The following is a 17,045-nucleotide window of genomic DNA, read 5'->3' on the forward strand; positions in this document are numbered from 1 at the left end:
GTGTCCGAACCTTCCGGAGACAAACCGATCAGAAAGCAATTCATGCCGCTGTTCTTTGACGAACTCGAGATCGGCACCAAGTACACATCTCGAGGCCGAACGATCACCGAGAGCGACATCGTCGCTTTCGCTGGTATCTCGGGTGATTTCAATCCGCTTCACACTGACGAGATGTGGGTCCGCGAGAACACCGGATTCTCGGGGCGTATCGCACACGGACTGCTCATCTTGTCCATCTCGAGTGGTCTCGCCACCCCCGACCTGGACGAACTCGACATCCACGCCTACTTGGAAACCCAGCGCAGAATGGTCGCACCGACGTACCCCGGCGACACCGTGAAGGTCATCCAGACCGTCGCCGACCTACGTTCCAGTTCGTCGCGTCCGGAGTCGGGAATCGCCACGTTCGACGTCCAGGTGAGCAATCAGGACGGCACCACTGTGCAACACGGCACCGACGTCTATCTCGTGGGAAGAGGGCACGCGTGACGTCGTCGCAGAACAACCCCGTCTACATCGTGACCGGGGCAGGGTCAGGGATCGGCAGGGCCACCGCGCAGCGACTGCACACCGACGGCCGACGCGTGGTCCTGGCCGACACCGACCATGCAAGTGTCAAGACGCTGGCCGCGGAACTCAACGACATGAGGGACGGCTCGGCCTACCCGGTGGAGCACGACGTGACCCTCGCCGACTCCTGGGCTGCTCTCTGTGAGCAGGTCTCGAGCTTCGGCACGATTCACGGACTGGTCAACAACGCGGGCATCACGCGCGACAAGTCGATGCTGTCCATGACCGAAGCCCAGTTCGATGCCGTGGTCGACGTCCACCTCAGAGGTGCCTGGCTCGGCTGCAAATCGGTCATTCCGACGATGAGGGCAGGCGGCGGCGGCGCTATCGTCAACATCTCGTCGTCGAACCGGCACGGGGCTTTCGGCCAGACAAACTACTCCGCGGCCAAGGCCGGAATCGTCGGACTCACCAAGGCGGTCGCCGCTGAGCAGGCGAAGTACGGCATCCGCTGCAATGCCGTTGCACCGGGTGCCATCAACACCCCGATGATCGGTGACGTGCCCGACCGCGTCAGGCAGCAATGGATGGAATCCATCGCGCTGGGACGCCTGGGTGAACCGGCGGAGATCGCGTCGGCGATCGCGTTCCTATTGTCCGACGCCGCTTCCTATATCACTGCTGCGCTTCTCGACGTCAATGGTGGCGAGCAGCACCTGTAAACCGTCCATCCGACACGAGGATTTCACAATGCCTGATGCCGTCATCGTTTCCGCCACCCGGTCACCGATCGGTCGCGCGGTGAAAGGGTCGCTCAAGGATATGCGGCCCGACGACCTCACCGCGCAGATCGTCAAGGCTGCCCTGGACAAAATCCCTGCACTGGATCCACACGACATCGACGACCTGATGCTGGGCTGCGGAAACCCGGGCGGAGAGCAAGGATTCAATATCGGCCGCAACGTCGCGATCGCGCTGGGGTACGACTTTCTGCCCGGGACCACGATTACCCGCTACTGCGCATCGTCGCTGCAGACGACGCGGATGGCCATGCACGCCATCGCCGCAGGTGACGGTGAGGTGTTCATCTCCGCCGGAGTCGAGACCGTTTCCCGGTACTTCAAAGGTGAGTCAGATTCGCTGCCCGATACCCAGAATCCGGTTTTCGACACCGCGCAGGCACGAACCGCCAGGCGCGCCGAGGGCGGCGAGCCGTGGACCGACCCACGCGAGACCGGCGACCTTCCCGACCCGTACATCGACATGGGGCAGACCGCCGAAAACGTCGCCCAGCTCACCGGGATCAGCCGCGACGACCAGGACCTGTGGGCCGTTCGTTCCCAGAACCGTGCCGAATCGGCTGCGGCACAAGGCTTCTTCGATCGCGAGATCAGTCCGGTGACTCTTCCGGACGGATCAGTTGTGCGCAATGACGACTCGCCCCGGCACGGCACCACATACGAGGCGGTCAGCCGTCTCAAGCCGGTATTCCGGCCTGACGGGACGGTGACTGCCGGAAATGCGTGTCCGCTCAACGACGGCGCCGCGGCGTTGGTGGTGATGTCCGACATCAAGGCCAGAGACCTCGGCCTCACTCCACTGGCCCGCATCGTGTCCACCGGCGTCTCTGGATTGTCCCCGGAGATCATGGGACTGGGTCCGATCGAGTCCACCAGGAGGGCACTGGCGCGGGCCGGGATGACGGTGGCCGATATCGATCTCTTCGAGATCAACGAGGCTTTCGCCGTTCAGGTGCTGGCGAGCGCCAGGGAACTGAAGATCGATGAGGACAAGCTGAACGTCTCCGGCGGTGCCATCGCGCTCGGACATCCGTTCGGCATGACAGGCGCGCGGATCACGGCAACACTGATCAACAATCTGCAGACCCACGACGCGCAGTTCGGGGTCGAAACGATGTGCGTCGGCGGTGGGCAAGGCATGGCAATGGTCGTCGAGCGACTCGACTGATCGCATGCGGAAGACCAATACCAGCCTGACGCACCAGAACACAAAAGAACTACTGGAGATGAACATGCAGCCCAACGCAAGCGCACTGCAGGGACTGAAGGTCCTAGAAGTCGGCAACTACATTGCCGGCCCGTACTGCGGCACCCTGTTGGCCGACCTCGGCGCGACCGTCACCAAAATCGAAGACCCGCGCGAGGGAGACGTGGTGCGCGGGTTCGCACCGATGAATGAAGCCGTCGGCGAAAGTTCAGCATTCGTCACGCTCAACCGCAACAAACGTTCCATCGCACTCGACCTGAAATCCGAACGCGGACGGGAGATCTTCCTGTCGCTTGCCCGCACTGCGGACGTCATCGTCGAGAACATCCGCCCCGGCGCGATGAAACGGCTCAGACTCGATTACGACACACTCTCGGAGCACAATCCCGGCTTGATCTACCTGTCCGCATCCGGCTGGGGCCAGGATGGACCGCTGGCGGCCAATGCCGGACTCGACATCATGGCGCAGGCCCGGTCAGGGCTGATGAGTGTCACGGGCACTCCCGACGGTGACCCGGTCAAAGTGGGGGTACCCGTCTGCGACATCGGGTGTGCGATGTACGGCGCGATCGCGGTACTCGCCGCGGTGAATCATCGGCATCAGACCGGTGAAGGTCAGCGCATCGACGTCTCTCTGTTCGAGTCGGGGGTGTCGTACGCGATTTGGGAGTTCGCTCGGTACAACGCATCCGGTGAGATACCGATGCGACGCGGATCCGCCCATCAGACCGCTGCCCCCTACCAGGCGATCAGGGCAGCCGACGGCTGGTTCACCATTGGCGCCGCCACCCCGAAAACTTGGTTGGCATTCTGCGCGGCGTTCGAGTTCGAATGGATGCTCGACGACGAGCGCTTCGCGACCAACACCGCCCGGATGGACAATCGTGCCGCATTGATCGAGTTGATCGAGGCACGAACGCTGGGCAACACCCGGGCCCATTGGCTGCAGCTCCTGGACGAGGCAGGTGTCCCCGCTGCCCCTATCAACGACTACAGCCAGGTGTTCGCCGACGAGCACCTGCTGGCCCGCGACTTCTTCTGGGAATCCGAGCATTCCAACGGTGAGCGGGTCCTTCAGGTCGGTTCGCCGATGCGGTTGTCGAAGACACCAGCGGTACGCCACAGCGCCGGGCCTGTGCTGGGGCAGAACACCGCGGAGGCGTTGGACGAACTCGGCTACAGCCAGGCAGACATTGCCGAACTGTCCGCCGAAGGGGTCATCGCGGTATCGGGCAGCGCGCGCAATGACTGACGGCCCGTCGACACAGCATCTACTGACCGCGCAAGACGGCGCGGTACTCAACGTCACGTTCAATCGCCCGGAACGGCTCAACGCTGCGACTCCGGAGATGGAGGAGGCGCTGGTCCGTGCCTGCGCGCTCGCGAACTCCGACACGAGCATCCGGGTCGTGACGTTTTCCGGGGCCACCGGTTCCCGGCCGTCCTTCATGGCGGGCGCCGACATCGGGACCTTCTCGGCCCTGGATTCCGCGCAAGACGTGCGTGACCTCGAGGACCATGCTGAACACACCCTCGCCGCGATAGAGGGATTGAGAGTGCCGGCGGTTGCGGTGCTGGATGGGCCGGTCATCGGACAAGGGGCGCTGATCGCCTCATGTTGCGATGTCCTGCTAGCCGGTCCCGATGTCCGGTTCGGTTTCCCCATCGCGCGAACAGTGGGAAACTGCCTGACAATTCGAAACCTCTCGCGGATGACCGACTTGGTTGGCATTCCCGCGACCAAGACGATGATCATGCGCGCCAAGTTGTTCGACTACGCCGAGCTCATGCAGACCGGCGCCCTCAGCGGATCGGCCGATTCTCACGCCGGCTTACGAGAACTGGCCCGCACCGTCTCGGCGGAAATGGCCGAGCTGGCGCCCCTGACCCTTTCGAACACCAAGCTCACCTTTGCGCGGATGCGCGAGCCCGACGCGACTAACGAGGATCTGGTGGTGCAGAGCTACCTGTCCCAGGATGCGCGCGAAGCAGCCGCTGCTTTTTTCGAGAAACGCCCGGCGCGATGGCTCGGCCGGTAACCCCACCGTGCCCACTATGACCCACTACTCGAATCCCAAGAGCCACCGAGAGGTACCGTCATGACCACCGTCCAGCTGATCTCCATCGGGATACTGCTTCTCACCCTGGCAATCGGAACTCTGCGCGGCGTTCACATCGGCGCCCTGGCCTTGGCGGTGGCGCTCGGGGTCGGCTTGACCCTTGGCGCGGAGTCGGCCAAGGAAGTCATGGGAGGCTTCCCCGTAGACCTCATGCTCCTGCTGCTGGGGATCACCTATCTCGTGGCGATCGCACGGGTCAACGGAACCCTGGACCGGCTCGTGGATTGGGCCGTGCGCCGAACGGGTGACCGAAAGGCACTGTTGCCCTGGGTCATGTTCGCCATCGCGTTGGCCATCGCCGCGTTGGGCAACCCCCTTGCGGCGATGATCGTCATCCCCATCGCGATGCTGCTCGCAGAGCAGAACGGGCGCGACCCGGTCGTCATGGGCCTGGGGGCGATCAACGGTTCCCTCGCTGGTTGTTTCGCACCCACCAGCCTCTACGGCCTGCTTTCGGTGAGCATCGGGGAGATGGCAGGCGTTGAACTCAATCCCTTCGGCCAGTTTGCCTTCGTCCTGGCGGTGGTGATCGGACTACAACTCGGCGCCCAGTTCCTGTTCCGCCGTCACCGCACGACCGACCCTGACCACACACCGGTCTCGACCGCCGCCGCTTCGGCGCCCCCGGATATTGCGCCCCAGGACACCGACGAATCCGGCAGTGCCCCAGTCGCTGTCCAAACCAGGGTCGGCTATACCGCGCCGAGCGGCACCCGTGCGACCGCCGTTCAGCGCGTCACCATGGTGGCGCTGTCGCTTCTGGTGGCAGTGGTCATCCTGGTACCGCTGTTCGGCTACGAGGTGAACATCGGTGCCGTCGCGCTTTCTCTTGCAGTCGTCATTGCACTCCTGTTTCCGAAGGAGTCCCGTCCGGCCATCGCCGATATCGACTGGTCCACAATCCTGCTCGTTGGCGGCGTCGTCACCTATGTCGGGATCCTGCAGCGGATGGGCGCTGTGGACAGTCTCGGCGACGTCGCGGTGAACATTCCGTCGGCGCTGGCCGCCGCACTGACCGTATGTTTCATTGCCGCAGTGATATCGGCGTTCGCGTCGACGACCGCACTCTTCCCGGCGCTGATCCCCCTTGCCCTCCCGATGGTGGCCACCGGCAATGTGTCCGCAGCCGGCCTGATCATCGCGATCGGGGTCTCGGCGACACTTGTCGATGCCTCACCGTTCTCGACATCCGGCGCGGTCATGGTGGCGAGCAGCCCGCCAGAGGAACACACGCGGGTGTTCAAGATGCTGTTGCGCTGGGGGTTGTCCATGGCGATCATCGGCCCGCTCGTCACGTGCGGATTGCTCCTCCTGCCCGGATACTTCTGAGCCGTTCGACAGAAAGCACGCACATGACTTCTCCCCTGCTTCGCTCCCTCACCGGCACGACCGACTCCGACACCGCGGCGGTGAGCGTCGGCGACGCCACGTTGTCCCGTGAGGATCTCGTGGGATGCGCGACGGCGTTGGCCGATCGGATCGCCGGCGCCGAGGTGGTAGCGATCGACGCCGAGCCCGAGCTCTCCACCATCGTGGCGGTCGTGGCGTGTCTGCTGGCCGATGTCGCGGCAGTACCGGTCCCTCCGGATTCCGGCCACACAGAACTGGCCCACATCGTGACAGATTCGGGAGCACAGCTGTGGATCGGTGATGGTGCGCCGGCCATCTCACTTCCGGCGGTCCGGGTGGAGCTCGGTGCGCGCTCAGCCACCTCCTATCCCGAGGCCGACCCCGCACGGCCGGCGCTGATCATCTACACGTCCGGCACGACGGGTCGACCGAAAGGTGCGGTGCTGTCACGACGAGCACTTGCGGGCAGCCTCGACGGTCTGGCCGACGCGTGGCAGTGGAGCGAGGACGACACTCTCGTTCACGGCCTTCCGCTGTTTCACGTGCACGGGTTGGTCCTCGGTGTGATCGGGGCACTGCGATTCGGCTCGCCGCTCATCCACACGGTCCGCCCCAAACCGCAGGCATATGCCGCCGCGCAGGGCTCGCTGTACTTCGGCGTTCCCACCGTCTGGTCCCGTGTGTGCGCCGATCCGGCTGCAGCGCGCCAACTCAGCCGCGCACGCTTGCTCGTGTCCGGCAGTGCACCGTTGCCGGTGCCGACGTTCGAGGACCTCACCGCGCTCACCGGGTCGGCGCCCGTCGAGCGGTACGGCATGACTGAAACTCTGATCACCGTGAGCACCCGACACGATGGTGACCGCAGGCCCGGCTGGGTCGGTGAGCCGATCCACGGCGTACAGACCAGAATCCGCGCAGAATCGGGTGAGTTGGCCGGCTGGGACGGAAAGACGCTGGGCGAGTTGGAGATCGCCGGACCGACTCTGTTCGACGGGTACCTGAACGCGCCGCTCAAGACCCGGTCGGCGATGACCGAGGACGGATGGTTCCGTACCGGCGACATCGCAGTCATCGAATCCACCGGTTATCACCGAATCGTGGGGCGCGCATCCGTCGACATGATCAAATCCGGTGGGTACCGCATCGGTGCAGGCGAAGTCGAGCACGCACTCTTGTCGTTCCCCGGAATCCGCGAAGCGGCGGTCGTCGGTGTTCCCGACGAGGATCTCGGCCAGCGTATTGTCGCCTACCTCGTCGGCGACATCAGCGGCGGTGAGGCCATCAGTGACCATGTCGCCCAGGTGCTTTCCGTTCACAAGCGCCCCCGCGAAATCCGGGTCGTGGAGGCCCTGCCGCGCAACTCCATGGGCAAGGTGCAGAAGAAGCTGCTACTGGAGGGGGCGCAGTAGCAGCTCAGGCACTGGCCGCCTTGTTCAGTTGCCAAGTGGCAGCGAGCCATCTGGGCACCAGACCCGGGTCGAGGCTGACCAAGCCCAACACCTCTGGATCGAGCATGGCGTGCAGGGCTACTCCGTCGGACAGTCCGACCAGGTGCACGGCGAGTTGATCGGGATCGATCTCCGGCAGCGACCCCTCGTTCTGCGCCGCCACCACCATCCCGCGGACAGTGCGGCGCCAATTCGCCAGGTAGCCCGCAACCTCACGTCGTGTCACGTCGTCCGCGACAGCCTCAGCATAGAAATAGAGGAAGATGCGATTCAGCGCCACCCGTTCGGCGTCCAGCGGCAGGATGCTCTCCAGAACTCTCTGCAGCCGCTCCAGTTCGGTGTCGGCCGGCTCAGAATCCAGCTTCTTGAGCACCTTTCCCTGCAGATGCGCCGCCCGGCGCAGCGCGGCGATCAACAGTTCGTGCTGATTGCTGAAGTAATGCGCCAACAGGCCGGTCGAGCAGCCTGCCTCCTTGGCGACATCCTTGTTCGTGACCGCTGCCGTATCGCCCCGAGTCGAGATCACCCGCAGAACCGCGTCGGCGAGATCAGCGCGACGCTTGTCATGGTCGACGATCTTCGGCATGAATCCCCCGGCCCGTTGGTTTTATCTCGCTCGGTCAGTATACAAACCGGGACGCCGCATCCGACGCTTCTCGGTGAAACCTCAGCCGGTCCCCGGCACCAGCCAACGGCCGGACCAGGCACGCCACCCGACGAAAACCAGCCTCAGCACCATGAACGTGCTGAGCCCGGACCAGATCCCGAGCAGGCCCCAACCGAACGCCAATGACAACCAGATCAGAGGCAGAAAGCCGACCAGAGCACTGACCAGGGTGGCGTTACGCATGAACTTCGCATCACCGGCTCCCAGCAGGACGCCGTCGAGTGCGAAAACGATTCCGGCAACGGGCAGTTGGCCGACCAGGAACCACCACGGCACCCCGATGGCATCGAGTACCGAGCGATCGCCGGTGAACAGACCGGGCACCACCGAGGCACCGGCGGCGAACAACGCGGCCAGCGCCGTACCGGCGAGAGTGGAGAAGATGGTGACCCGCCAGGCGACGGACTTGGCGTGGGCCAACTGTCCCGCACCCAGTGCCGCGCCGACCAGGGACTGGGCGGCGATCGCCAGTGAATCCAACACCAGCGCAAGAAAACTCCACAACTGAAGCACCACCTGGTGGGCCGCCACCGCAGCCGCGCCGAACCGGGCCGCCACCGCGCCCGCGGAGACGAAACACGCCTGGAAAGCCAAGGTGCGCAACAACAGGTCGCGCCCCATCACCACCTGAGCACGCAACACGCCGGGGTGGATCCGCAGCGGTACCTTCTCCGCGAGCAGCGCCCACAAGAACAGGGAGGCGGCCAGCCACTGCCCCACCACGTTGGCGACCGCCGATCCGGGCAACCCCAGCCGCGGCATACCCAGCCAGCCGTAGACCAGCAGCGGGCACAACACCGCCGACACCGCGAATCCGAAGACCACATAGCGCAGCGGACGTGCGGTGTCCTGCACTCCGCGCATCCAGCCGTTACCCGCCAACGACACCAGGATCGCCGGGGCGGCCAGGATGGCGATGCGCAGCCATGGCAATGCCGCGTCCGCAATGTCGCTGCCGCCGGATTTGGCGCCCGAGATCACCGATACCAGCGGCACGGCCCCGGCCTGCACGACCGCCAGGATCACCACGCCGAGGCCGAGCGCCAGCCAGGTGGCCTGCACTCCTTCACCGACCGCGGCGGGCCGATTGCCGACGCCATAGAAACGCGCCGACCGGGCCGTGGTGCCGTAGGACAGGAACGTCAGCTGCGAACTGACCAGGCTCAAGATGAGGCCACCGATCGCCAGGCCGGCCAGACTGACCGCACCGAGGCGGCCGACGACCGCGATGTCGAACAACAGGTAGATCGGTTCGGCGGCCAACACACCGAGTGCAGGCAGGGCCAGGCCCGCGATGCGGCGGCTCGTCGCAGGGGCGACGGGCACATCGCCTTCCGGCTCAACCAAGAGCGGCCTGCAGCGCCCGTACTACCTCGTCTACCCCGCCGGTCGCCGAATATCCAGCGGCATGCGGGTGGCCGCCACCGCCGAAGGAGCTGGCCACCAGGGCCAGGTTGACCGACTTCGCCCGCATGGACACCGACCAGTGCTGCGGCTCGATCTCCTTGAACACCGCGGCCACTTCAGCCTGCTGGGTGGTGCGCACGATGTCGACGATGCTCTCGACCTCCTCCGGGCGGGCACTGGCCCATTCGGAGTGGGGAACGACGGCGTACACCAGCCCTCGGCCGGCGACAGCGTCCGGCAGGAGCCGTGCCGAGGACAGCACCCGCGACAGCATGGGCAGCCAGGCGAACGGATGGGTGTCGAGCAGGGTACGGCTGATCGACGCATTGTCCACGCCCAGTTCGACCAGTCGCGCAGCCAACCGGTGGGCCCGGGCGCTGGCCCAGCGGAACGATCCGGTGTCGGTGGTCAGACCCGCGTACAGGCAGTGCGCCACCGGTCCGTCGATCGGCTCGCCCCAGGCATCGAGTAACTCGGCGACCAGCACAGTGGTGGAGTCGGCCGAGGGATCGACATAGTTGGCGGTTCCGAACAGCTGATTGGAGGCGTGATGGTCGATGACCAGCACCTCAGCGCCGTGCTCGGCCAACCCACGTAATGTTCCGAGCCGGTTGATACTCGGAATATCCACTGTGACAACCAATTCGGCGTTGGGATGCATCGCCGCAGGGCTGACCAGCAGATGACCGCCCGGCAGTGTGCCCAGCGACTCCGGCAGTTTCTCGGGGGCCGCGAACGACACCTCGACCCGCTTACCGCCGCGCTCCAGGACCTGGGCCAGGGCAAGGCCCGCGCCGATGGTGTCGGCATCGGGATAGACATGGCACACCACGCTGACCGTCGCGGCCGCCGCCAACAGCTCGGCGGCCCGGGCCGCGTCGACCCGTTCGCCGGTGGGGGCGATGTCAGTCATCGGTTCGATCCTAGGATCGGTCGTCGTCACCCGCGTCCTTTGTGTCTGCCCCGTCGGCGAGTTCGTCCGTATCCTCCGCCCCGCTCACACGGTACGGGTCGGCGTCGCCGGCGTGCTTGGCACCCTCCCGAACTCTCGCCAAATCCTCATCCGCGGCCCGCGCCCTGGCCAGCAGCTCCTCCATGCGGTGCGCGGCGTCGGGCACGGTGTCGCGGACGAACGCCAGGGTCGGGGTGAATCGCACCCCGGTCCCGGCGCCCACCTTGGTCCGCAGTACTCCTTTGGCCTTCTCCAACGCCGCCGCCGCACCGGCATAGTCCGGTTCGTCGTCGAGCGTCGGGCCCAACACCGTGTAGTAGAGCGTGGCGTCGTGCAGGTCACCGGACACCTTGGCGTCGGTGATCGTGACACCGGCCAGCCGCGGATCTTTGATCTCGTACTCGATCGCCGAGGCCACGATCGTCGAGATCCTCTTGGCGAGCCGCTTGGCCCGTGCGGGATCAGCCATCTGCTACGTACGTACTTTCTCGACGAGCTCGTACGTCTCGATGACGTCACCTTCCTTGATGTCGGAATAGGTCAGCGTCAGACCACATTCGTAGCCTTCGCGCACCTCGGTGGCATCGTCCTTCTCACGCTTGAGCGAGGACACGGTGAGGTTCTGCGCGACGACGACGTTGTCACGCAGCAACCGGGCCTTGGCGTTGCGCCGCATGATCCCGGACTGCACCAGGCAGCCCGCGATGTTGCCGACCTTCGACGACCGGAAGATGGCGCGGATCTCGGCGCGCCCGAGTTCCTTCTCCTCGTAAACCGGCTTGAGCATGCCCTTGAGCGCGCTCTCGATATCGTCGATGGCCTGGTAGATCACCGAGTAGTACCGGATCTCCACACCTTCGCGGTTGGCCAGCTCGGTGGCCTTGCCCTCGGCTCGGACGTTGAAGCCGATGATGATCGCATCCGAAGCCGACGCCAGGTTGACGTTGGTCTCGGTGACGCCACCGACGCCACGGTCGATGACACGAAGCTCGACCTCGTCGTCGATCTGGATGCCCATCAAGGCTTCTTCCAGCGCCTCGACGGTGCCGGAGTTGTCGCCCTTGAGGATCAGGTTCAGCTGAGAAGTTTCCTTCAGCGCCGAATCCAGGTCTTCCAGACTGATCCGCTTGCGGCTGCGTGCGGCCAGCGCGTTGCGCTTGCGTGCGTTACGCCGGTCAGCGATCTGGCGGGCGATGCGGTCTTCGTCGACCACGAGCAGGTTGTCACCTGCGCCCGGCACCGAGGTGAAGCCGATGACCTGCACAGGTCGTGACGGCAGTGCCTCCACGACGTCCTCGCCGTGTTCGTCGACCATGCGTCGGACGCGACCGTAGGCGTCGCCCGCGACGATCGAGTCACCGACCCGCAAGGTGCCGCGCTGAACCAGCACGGTGGCGACCGGACCGCGGCCACGGTCGAGGTGTGCCTCGATCGCCACGCCCTGGGCTTCCATGTCGGGATTGGCCCGAAGGTCCAGGGCCGCATCGGCGGTCAGCAGGACCGCCTCGAGCAGCGCCTCGATGTTGGTGCCCTCACGCGCCGAGATGTCGACAAACATGGTGTCGCCGCCGTAATCCTCGGCCACCAGGTTGTATTCGGTCAGCTGGGCCCGGATCTTGGCCGGGTCGGCGCCTTCCTTGTCGATCTTGTTGACCGCAACCACGATCGGCACGTCAGCGGCCTGCGCGTGGTTGATGGCCTCCACCGTCTGCGGCATCACACCGTCGTCGGCGGCGACCACCAGGATCGCGATGTCGGTGGCCTTGGCACCACGGGCACGCATGGCGGTGAACGCCTCGTGGCCCGGGGTGTCGATGAAGGTGATCGGCCGGACGTTGCCGTCGAGGTCGACCTCCACCTGGTAGGCGCCGATGTGCTGGGTGATGCCACCGGCCTCGCCCTCGCGGACGTTGGCCTTGCGGATGGTGTCCAGCAGGCGGGTCTTGCCGTGGTCGACGTGACCCATGACGGTGACCACCGGCGGACGGATCTGCAGGTCTTCCTCGCCACCTTCGTCCTCGCCGTAGGTGAGGTCGAAGGACTCCAGCAGCTCGCGGTCCTCGTCCTCCGGGGACACGACCTGCACGACGTAGTTCATCTCGTTGCCGAGCAGCTCGAGGGTCTCGTCACCCACTGACTGCGTGGCGGTGACCATCTCACCGAGATTGAACAGCGCCTGCACCAGCGACGCCGGGTTGGCGTTGATCTTGTCGGCGAAATCGCTCAACGATGCGCCGCGGGCCAACCGGATGGTCTCGCCGTTGCCGTGCGGCAACCGCACGCCACCGACGACCGGGGCCTGCATGTTCTCGTACTCGGCGCGTTTGGCGCGCTTCGACTTACGACCGCGCTTGGGCGCGCCGCCGGGACGACCGAAGGCACCCGCGGCGCCGCCACGCTGCCCGGGGCGACCGCCGCCACCGGGACGGCCCCGGAATCCTCCGGCAGCTGCGCCACCGGCACCGCCGGCGCCACCGCCGCCACCGGGACGGTAGTTACCGCCACCGCCACCGCCGCCGGGACGACCACCCTGGCCGCCGGGACGGGGTCCGCCACCGGGACGCGGGCCGGGACGGGGCCCGCCACGGCCGGGTGCACCGGCTCCGGTCGCGGGACGCGGCGGCATGTTGCCAGGTGTCGGCCGCGGGCCGCCGCCTGGGCGGGGAGCACCGGGACGCGCCTGCGGCCGGGGAATGGGCCGCTCGACGGGCTGCTGTGTGGAGAACGGGTTGTTGCCGACCCGCGGTGCACGCGGCGCGGGCTTGGGGCCTGGCCTCGGACCTGGGGTGGCGCCCGGCGCGGGACGCGCGGCCTCGGTCGGACCTGCAGCAGGTGAAGCCTCCGCCGCAGCCGCCGGGGCACTGGGTGCGGCCGGCGCTTCGGGCGCGGCCGGCTTGGGCGCCGCAGGTTTCGCCGGAGCTGCCGGTGCCGGTGCCGCTTCTGCCGCGGCGGGCTTCGCCGGTGCCGGCTTGGCTGCTGCCGCGGGCGAAGGCGCCGACGCGCCTGCGGCGGCCGCCGGAGACGGCTTCGGGGCAGCGGGGGCGTCGACACTGGGTGCCGCATCGGCCTTCACGCCGGGCTTGGCGCCGGACGGGGCCGCCGACTTCGCGGCCGGTTTCGAATCAGATTTTGTGCCGAACGTTTCACGCAGTCGCCGTGCGACTGGGGCCTCCACGGTGGAGGACGCCGACTTTACGAACTCGCCCTGCTCTTTGAGCGTTGCGAGAAGTTCCTTACTTGTGACACCGAGTTCCTTAGCCAACTCGTGTACACGGGCCTTACCTGCCACTACATCTCCTCATCTAGAGGCGACAGCGGTGGTAGGCGCCGCGCCTCGGGTTAGCTATGACGCATGGTCATCGGGACTTCACGGTGTGCTCATGTTCTTCGCTACCTGTTCTCTTGCCGGGCGCATCGCCTCCGCCGAAAACTTCTCGACGTAGCCGACCACCGCGGATGTATCCGGTGAACCGGTGAGTCGCAACGCTCGTACGAATGCCCGCCGCCGGACTGCAACCTGTACGCACTGCCGATCGAGATGCAACCAAGCACCCCGCCCGGGCAGGCTTGCCGCTGTATCAACGGTTACGGAGCACTGTCCGTTCCCGTCGACCACGGCGACTACGCGAAGCAATTCGGCGGCCAGCTCCCGCTTCCGACACCCGATACATGTCCGCACTGGTCCGACAGAGGTGTCGGGGTTGCGTTGACGCATCGAATCCGGAGACTTGCGCTGGATCACGGCTGAGTCTACCGCCCCGCCCCCCTGGAGTTGAAACGCCGGTCGGTGCTAGTGCTCACGCACCGCTCCGTGGGCCGAATCCGATTCGGATTGGGGCGCCGCGTCGCTGCGAATATCGATCCGCCAGCCCGTCAGCCGCGCCGCCAACCTGGCGTTTTGTCCCTCCTTGCCGATCGCGAGCGACAACTGGAAGTCCGGCACCACCACCCGCGCGGCGCGCCCGGCCTCGTCGATCACCGATACCGACACCACCTTGGCGGGGCTCAGCGCGTTGGCGACGAACCGCGACGGGTCCTCGTCGTAGTCGATGATGTCGATCTTCTCGCCGGACAGCTCACTCATCACGTTGCGCACGCGTTGTCCCATCGGACCGATGCACGCGCCTTTGGCGTTGAGACCGGGAACCCGGGAGGTGACCGCGATCTTGGACCGGTGCCCGGCCTCCCTGGCGACCGCCACGATCTCCACCGACCCGTCGGCGATCTCGGGCACCTCGAGGGAGAACAACTTGCGCACCAGGTTGGGGTGGGTGCGCGACAACGTGATCAGCGGCTCGCGGGCGCCACGGGTGACGCCGACGACGTAACAGCGCAGCCGGTCACCGTGTTCGTAGCGCTCCCCCGGCACCTGTTCGGCGCTGGGGACCACCCCTTCGGAGCCCTTGGTCTCACTACCCATACGCACCACCACGAGGCCGCGGGCATTGGCACGGGCGTCGCGCTGGATCACTCCCGCCACGATGTCGCCCTCGCGCGCCGAGAACTCGCCGTAGTTCTTCTCGTTCTCCGCATCGCGCAGTCGCTGCAGGATCACCTGGCGTGCGGTGGTCGCCGCGATCCTGCCGAATCCTTCTGGCGTGTCGTCCCATTCGTGGAGCACGTTGCCGTCGGCGTCGATCTGCCGGGCCATGACCTTGACCACGCCGGTCTTGCGGTCGATGTCGATGCGGGCATCGGGCTCATGGCCCTCGGTATGCCGGTAGGCGGTCAGCAGCGCCGACTGGATGGTCTCGACGACCACATCAACCGTGATGCCTTTGTCCGCCTCGATGGCATGCAGTGCCGCCATGTCGATATTCATGCCCGGTCCCCCTTACCAGTTTGTCCAGCCAATTCCAGCTCGCGCGGGTTTGGAGGTGAGAACTCCACTTGGACAACAGCTTTGACGATCTCACTGAGTGCGATATCGCGTATCGTGAAGTCTCGGCCTGCCCGGACCACCACCTGCACCGTCGTGCCGTCGGCCTCCCCCAGCCGACCGGTCACCTGCGAGTCGTCGGACAGCGTCAACTCGACCTTGCGCCGGCGGGCGCGACGAAAATGCTTCTCGGTGGTCAGCGGCCGATCCACACCCGGCGAGGTGACCTCGAGCACGTACGGCGTGTCGTCGCCGGGACCGATCTGGTCCAGCAGTTCGGACGCGGTCCGAGACAGCTGCGCGATGGTGTCGAGGTCGAGGCCTTCATCGCCGTCGGCCACGACTGTGATGCGGGGCGGACGGGCGGTAGCGTCGATGACGACGTCGTCGATGTCATAGCCGGCGCGCGCGAACTCACCATCAAGTAGCTCGATCACCTGCGTCTGCGACGGTAAATCCGCAGACCGCAACTTAGGATCCGGTGCCACGGCGAGCTCCTCATCTTGAATTGTTCGGACATGATTCCCCGAGGAAGCCCCTGGAGACCCCCTGGAATCGACCTTCAACGATACGCCAGGCCAGCAGTGGCAAGTGTCGATCGGAGTTTGGTTCAGCGAATGCCGTCGGTCCGGCCCGCGCCGGAACGACCGACCGGCAATGGCAGGATGTTGCACGTGCCGAGCGCCCAGATCATGATCAGCCGGCGGCGTGCATTGTTCTCGGCCGCGGCTCTTGCCCTGGTGGGAGCCGCTGCTGCGTGCGGATCGAAACCACCGCCGCCCGAACTCGCCGACCTGACTGCACAACTCGACCGGGCGCGCGCCGACAGCAAGCTGGCCACGGATGCGGCGGCTGCCCTACCGCCGCAATCGCCGCAGACGCGGGCCCTGACCGCCGTCGCGACCGAACGTCGAGACCATGCCCAGGCGCTGTCGGATGAGTTGGTGCGGATGACCGGGGATTCGGCCGAGAGCTTCGAGGAGCCCTCGACCACCGAAACCTCCGACGCGCCGAAGCCCCCGCCGGCGGTCCGCGATGTGGTGGACGCCCTGAAGGAATCCGCACAGAGCACGACCGATCTCGCCGCCAAGCTTTCCGGCTACCGTGCCGGGCTGCTCGGCTCCATCGCCGCCTCCTGCACCGCGGCCTACTCCGTGGCACTGGGCGGTGCACGATGACCTCGACCGAACCCACGCCGTCGGGGCCCTCCGATCCGGCCGATGGGGCACTGTTCGATGCAGTCGCCACCGAACACGGGATCATCTACGGCTACGGGCTGGTGTCCGCGCATTCGACCGTCGAGGAAAACGCCCTGGTGGCGACCGCGATGGCCGACCACCGTGCCCGGCGCGAGGCCGGTATCAGGATGCTCAACGCCCGATCGGTGACGCCGCCGCTACCGGCGGCGGGCTATCAGTTGCCCGCGCAGGTGAGCGAGCCGACCGATGCCGCGAACCTGGCGGTGCGCATGGAACAGGACGCCGCCGTGGCCTGGCGGGCGGTGCTCGAACAGGCCACCACCAGCGAGGACCGTGCATTCGCGGTGACCGCGCTGACGGAGGCGGCAGTCACCGCAGCCAAGTGGAGCAAGATCCTCGACGTCTGGCCCGTCACCGTCGCGTTCCCCGGTGGCGCCGAGTAGGGACGCCCCCGATTTATGGCGAGCAGACAGTTAGGCCCCCTGCAACCTGCGGTTTCGGGTACC

At 66.1% G+C, this 17,045-nt stretch carries 17 protein-coding genes; 9 read left to right on the forward strand and 8 right to left on the reverse strand.

Annotated features, from left to right (window positions below; genetic code table 11):
• The first annotated feature begins 42 nt into the window (after positions 1 to 42).
• From M1247_RS09810 to M1247_RS09840, 7 genes are read left to right on the forward strand one after another with little or no spacing between them, the layout of a single operon-like run.
• Positions 43 to 489: a MaoC family dehydratase gene (locus M1247_RS09810; RefSeq protein ID WP_317156080.1), complete on the forward strand. Its 447-nt coding sequence runs from the start codon at positions 43 to 45 to the stop codon at positions 487 to 489.
• A complete protein-coding gene (locus M1247_RS09815) occupies positions 486 to 1,232 on the forward strand; it encodes an SDR family oxidoreductase (protein ID WP_317156081.1) in 747 nt (248 codons plus the stop codon). Before M1247_RS09810 ends, M1247_RS09815 begins: the two co-directional genes overlap by 4 nt.
• 28 nt (positions 1,233 to 1,260) lie before the next feature.
• Positions 1,261 to 2,478, forward strand: a complete 1,218-nt coding sequence (locus M1247_RS09820; protein WP_317156082.1) for an acetyl-CoA C-acetyltransferase — start codon at positions 1,261 to 1,263, stop codon at positions 2,476 to 2,478.
• A gap of 4 nt (positions 2,479 to 2,482) precedes the next feature.
• Positions 2,483 to 3,769: a CaiB/BaiF CoA transferase family protein gene (locus M1247_RS09825; protein WP_317156083.1), complete on the forward strand. Its 1,287-nt coding sequence runs from the start codon at positions 2,483 to 2,485 to the stop codon at positions 3,767 to 3,769.
• The gene (locus M1247_RS09830; protein WP_317156084.1) at positions 3,762 to 4,556 is read left to right on the forward strand and encodes an enoyl-CoA hydratase-related protein; all 795 of its coding nucleotides are present in this window, start codon (positions 3,762 to 3,764) and stop codon (positions 4,554 to 4,556) included. Before M1247_RS09825 ends, M1247_RS09830 begins: the two co-directional genes overlap by 8 nt.
• A 60-nt stretch (positions 4,557 to 4,616) precedes the next feature.
• On the forward strand, positions 4,617 to 5,966 hold the full coding sequence (locus M1247_RS09835; protein WP_317156085.1) for an SLC13 family permease: 1,350 nt from the start codon (positions 4,617 to 4,619) through the stop codon (positions 5,964 to 5,966).
• Between the two features lie 23 nt (positions 5,967 to 5,989).
• Entirely contained in the window at positions 5,990 to 7,396 is a 1,407-nt protein-coding gene (locus M1247_RS09840) for an acyl-CoA synthetase (RefSeq protein ID WP_317156086.1), read from the forward strand.
• 4 nt (positions 7,397 to 7,400) lie between these two features.
• Here the strand turns inward: M1247_RS09840 and M1247_RS09845 are convergent, their stop codons facing one another.
• From M1247_RS09845 to rimP, 8 genes are all read right to left on the reverse strand, one after another.
• Positions 7,401 to 8,021 (reverse strand): TetR/AcrR family transcriptional regulator, encoded by a 621-nt coding sequence (locus M1247_RS09845; RefSeq protein ID WP_317156087.1) that lies wholly within the window; start codon positions 8,019 to 8,021, stop codon positions 7,401 to 7,403.
• A gap of 81 nt (positions 8,022 to 8,102) precedes the next feature.
• Positions 8,103 to 9,449 carry an MATE family efflux transporter gene (locus tag M1247_RS09850; RefSeq protein ID WP_458695205.1) on the reverse strand — a complete coding sequence of 449 codons (1,347 nt, stop codon included), beginning with the start codon at positions 9,447 to 9,449 and terminating at the stop codon, positions 8,103 to 8,105.
• The gene (locus M1247_RS09855) at positions 9,442 to 10,422 is read right to left on the reverse strand and encodes a DHH family phosphoesterase (RefSeq protein WP_317156089.1); all 981 of its coding nucleotides are present in this window, start codon (positions 10,420 to 10,422) and stop codon (positions 9,442 to 9,444) included. Before M1247_RS09855 ends, M1247_RS09850 begins: the two co-directional genes overlap by 8 nt.
• Before the next feature lie 10 nt (positions 10,423 to 10,432).
• Positions 10,433 to 10,930 carry a 30S ribosome-binding factor RbfA gene (rbfA, locus tag M1247_RS09860; protein ID WP_317156090.1) on the reverse strand — a complete coding sequence of 166 codons (498 nt, stop codon included), beginning with the start codon at positions 10,928 to 10,930 and terminating at the stop codon, positions 10,433 to 10,435.
• Positions 10,931 to 10,933: 3 nt separating this feature from the next.
• Positions 10,934 to 13,750: a translation initiation factor IF-2 gene (infB, locus tag M1247_RS09865; RefSeq protein ID WP_317156091.1), complete on the reverse strand. Its 2,817-nt coding sequence runs from the start codon at positions 13,748 to 13,750 to the stop codon at positions 10,934 to 10,936.
• A gap of 78 nt (positions 13,751 to 13,828) precedes the next feature.
• Complete coding sequence (locus tag M1247_RS09870) at positions 13,829 to 14,176, reverse strand: YlxR family protein (RefSeq protein ID WP_410506851.1); 348 nt, start codon at positions 14,174 to 14,176, stop codon at positions 13,829 to 13,831.
• 75 nt (positions 14,177 to 14,251) lie between these two features.
• Positions 14,252 to 15,283: a transcription termination factor NusA gene (gene nusA / locus M1247_RS09875; protein ID WP_317156093.1), complete on the reverse strand. Its 1,032-nt coding sequence runs from the start codon at positions 15,281 to 15,283 to the stop codon at positions 14,252 to 14,254.
• A complete protein-coding gene (rimP, locus tag M1247_RS09880) occupies positions 15,280 to 15,828 on the reverse strand; it encodes a ribosome maturation factor RimP (protein WP_317156094.1) in 549 nt (182 codons plus the stop codon). The genes nusA and rimP overlap by 4 nt, the downstream gene beginning before the upstream one ends.
• 177 nt (positions 15,829 to 16,005) lie before the next feature.
• Between rimP and M1247_RS09885 the strand changes: the two genes are divergently transcribed.
• Positions 16,006 to 16,518 (forward strand): hypothetical protein, encoded by a 513-nt coding sequence (locus tag M1247_RS09885; protein WP_317156192.1) that lies wholly within the window; start codon positions 16,006 to 16,008, stop codon positions 16,516 to 16,518.
• Positions 16,515 to 16,982 carry a ferritin-like domain-containing protein gene (locus M1247_RS09890; protein ID WP_317156095.1) on the forward strand — a complete coding sequence of 156 codons (468 nt, stop codon included), beginning with the start codon at positions 16,515 to 16,517 and terminating at the stop codon, positions 16,980 to 16,982. Before M1247_RS09885 ends, M1247_RS09890 begins: the two co-directional genes overlap by 4 nt.
• The last annotated feature ends 63 nt before the right edge of the window (positions 16,983 to 17,045 follow it).

This window comes from Mycobacterium appelbergii (genome assembly GCF_032883035.1).
Taxonomy (GTDB): Bacteria; Actinomycetota; Actinomycetes; order Mycobacteriales; family Mycobacteriaceae; genus Mycobacterium; species Mycobacterium appelbergii.

What these genes read in the sequence shown, in the direction of transcription:
- M1247_RS09810 (WP_317156080.1), top strand. Translation starts at nt 43, where the DNA reads ATGCCGCTGTTCTTTGACGAACTCGAGATCGGCACCAAGTACACATCT.
- M1247_RS09820 (WP_317156082.1), top strand. Translation starts at nt 1,261, where the DNA reads ATGCCTGATGCCGTCATCGTTTCCGCCACCCGGTCACCGATCGGTCGC.
- M1247_RS09825 (WP_317156083.1), top strand. Translation starts at nt 2,483, where the DNA reads ATGCGGAAGACCAATACCAGCCTGACGCACCAGAACACAAAAGAACTA.
- M1247_RS09830 (WP_317156084.1), top strand. Translation starts at nt 3,762, where the DNA reads ATGACTGACGGCCCGTCGACACAGCATCTACTGACCGCGCAAGACGGC.
- M1247_RS09835 (WP_317156085.1), top strand. Translation starts at nt 4,617, where the DNA reads ATGACCACCGTCCAGCTGATCTCCATCGGGATACTGCTTCTCACCCTG.
- M1247_RS09840 (WP_317156086.1), top strand. Translation starts at nt 5,990, where the DNA reads ATGACTTCTCCCCTGCTTCGCTCCCTCACCGGCACGACCGACTCCGAC.
- M1247_RS09845 (WP_317156087.1), bottom strand. Translation starts at nt 8,021, where the DNA reads ATGCCGAAGATCGTCGACCATGACAAGCGTCGCGCTGATCTCGCCGAC.
- M1247_RS09855 (WP_317156089.1), bottom strand. Translation starts at nt 10,422, where the DNA reads ATGACTGACATCGCCCCCACCGGCGAACGGGTCGACGCGGCCCGGGCC.
- rbfA (WP_317156090.1), bottom strand. Translation starts at nt 10,930, where the DNA reads ATGGCTGATCCCGCACGGGCCAAGCGGCTCGCCAAGAGGATCTCGACG.
- M1247_RS09870 (WP_410506851.1), bottom strand. Translation starts at nt 14,176, where the DNA reads ATGCGTCAACGCAACCCCGACACCTCTGTCGGACCAGTGCGGACATGT.
- nusA (WP_317156093.1), bottom strand. Translation starts at nt 15,283, where the DNA reads ATGAATATCGACATGGCGGCACTGCATGCCATCGAGGCGGACAAAGGC.
- M1247_RS09885 (WP_317156192.1), top strand. Translation starts at nt 16,006, where the DNA reads ATGTTGCACGTGCCGAGCGCCCAGATCATGATCAGCCGGCGGCGTGCA.
- M1247_RS09890 (WP_317156095.1), top strand. Translation starts at nt 16,515, where the DNA reads ATGACCTCGACCGAACCCACGCCGTCGGGGCCCTCCGATCCGGCCGAT.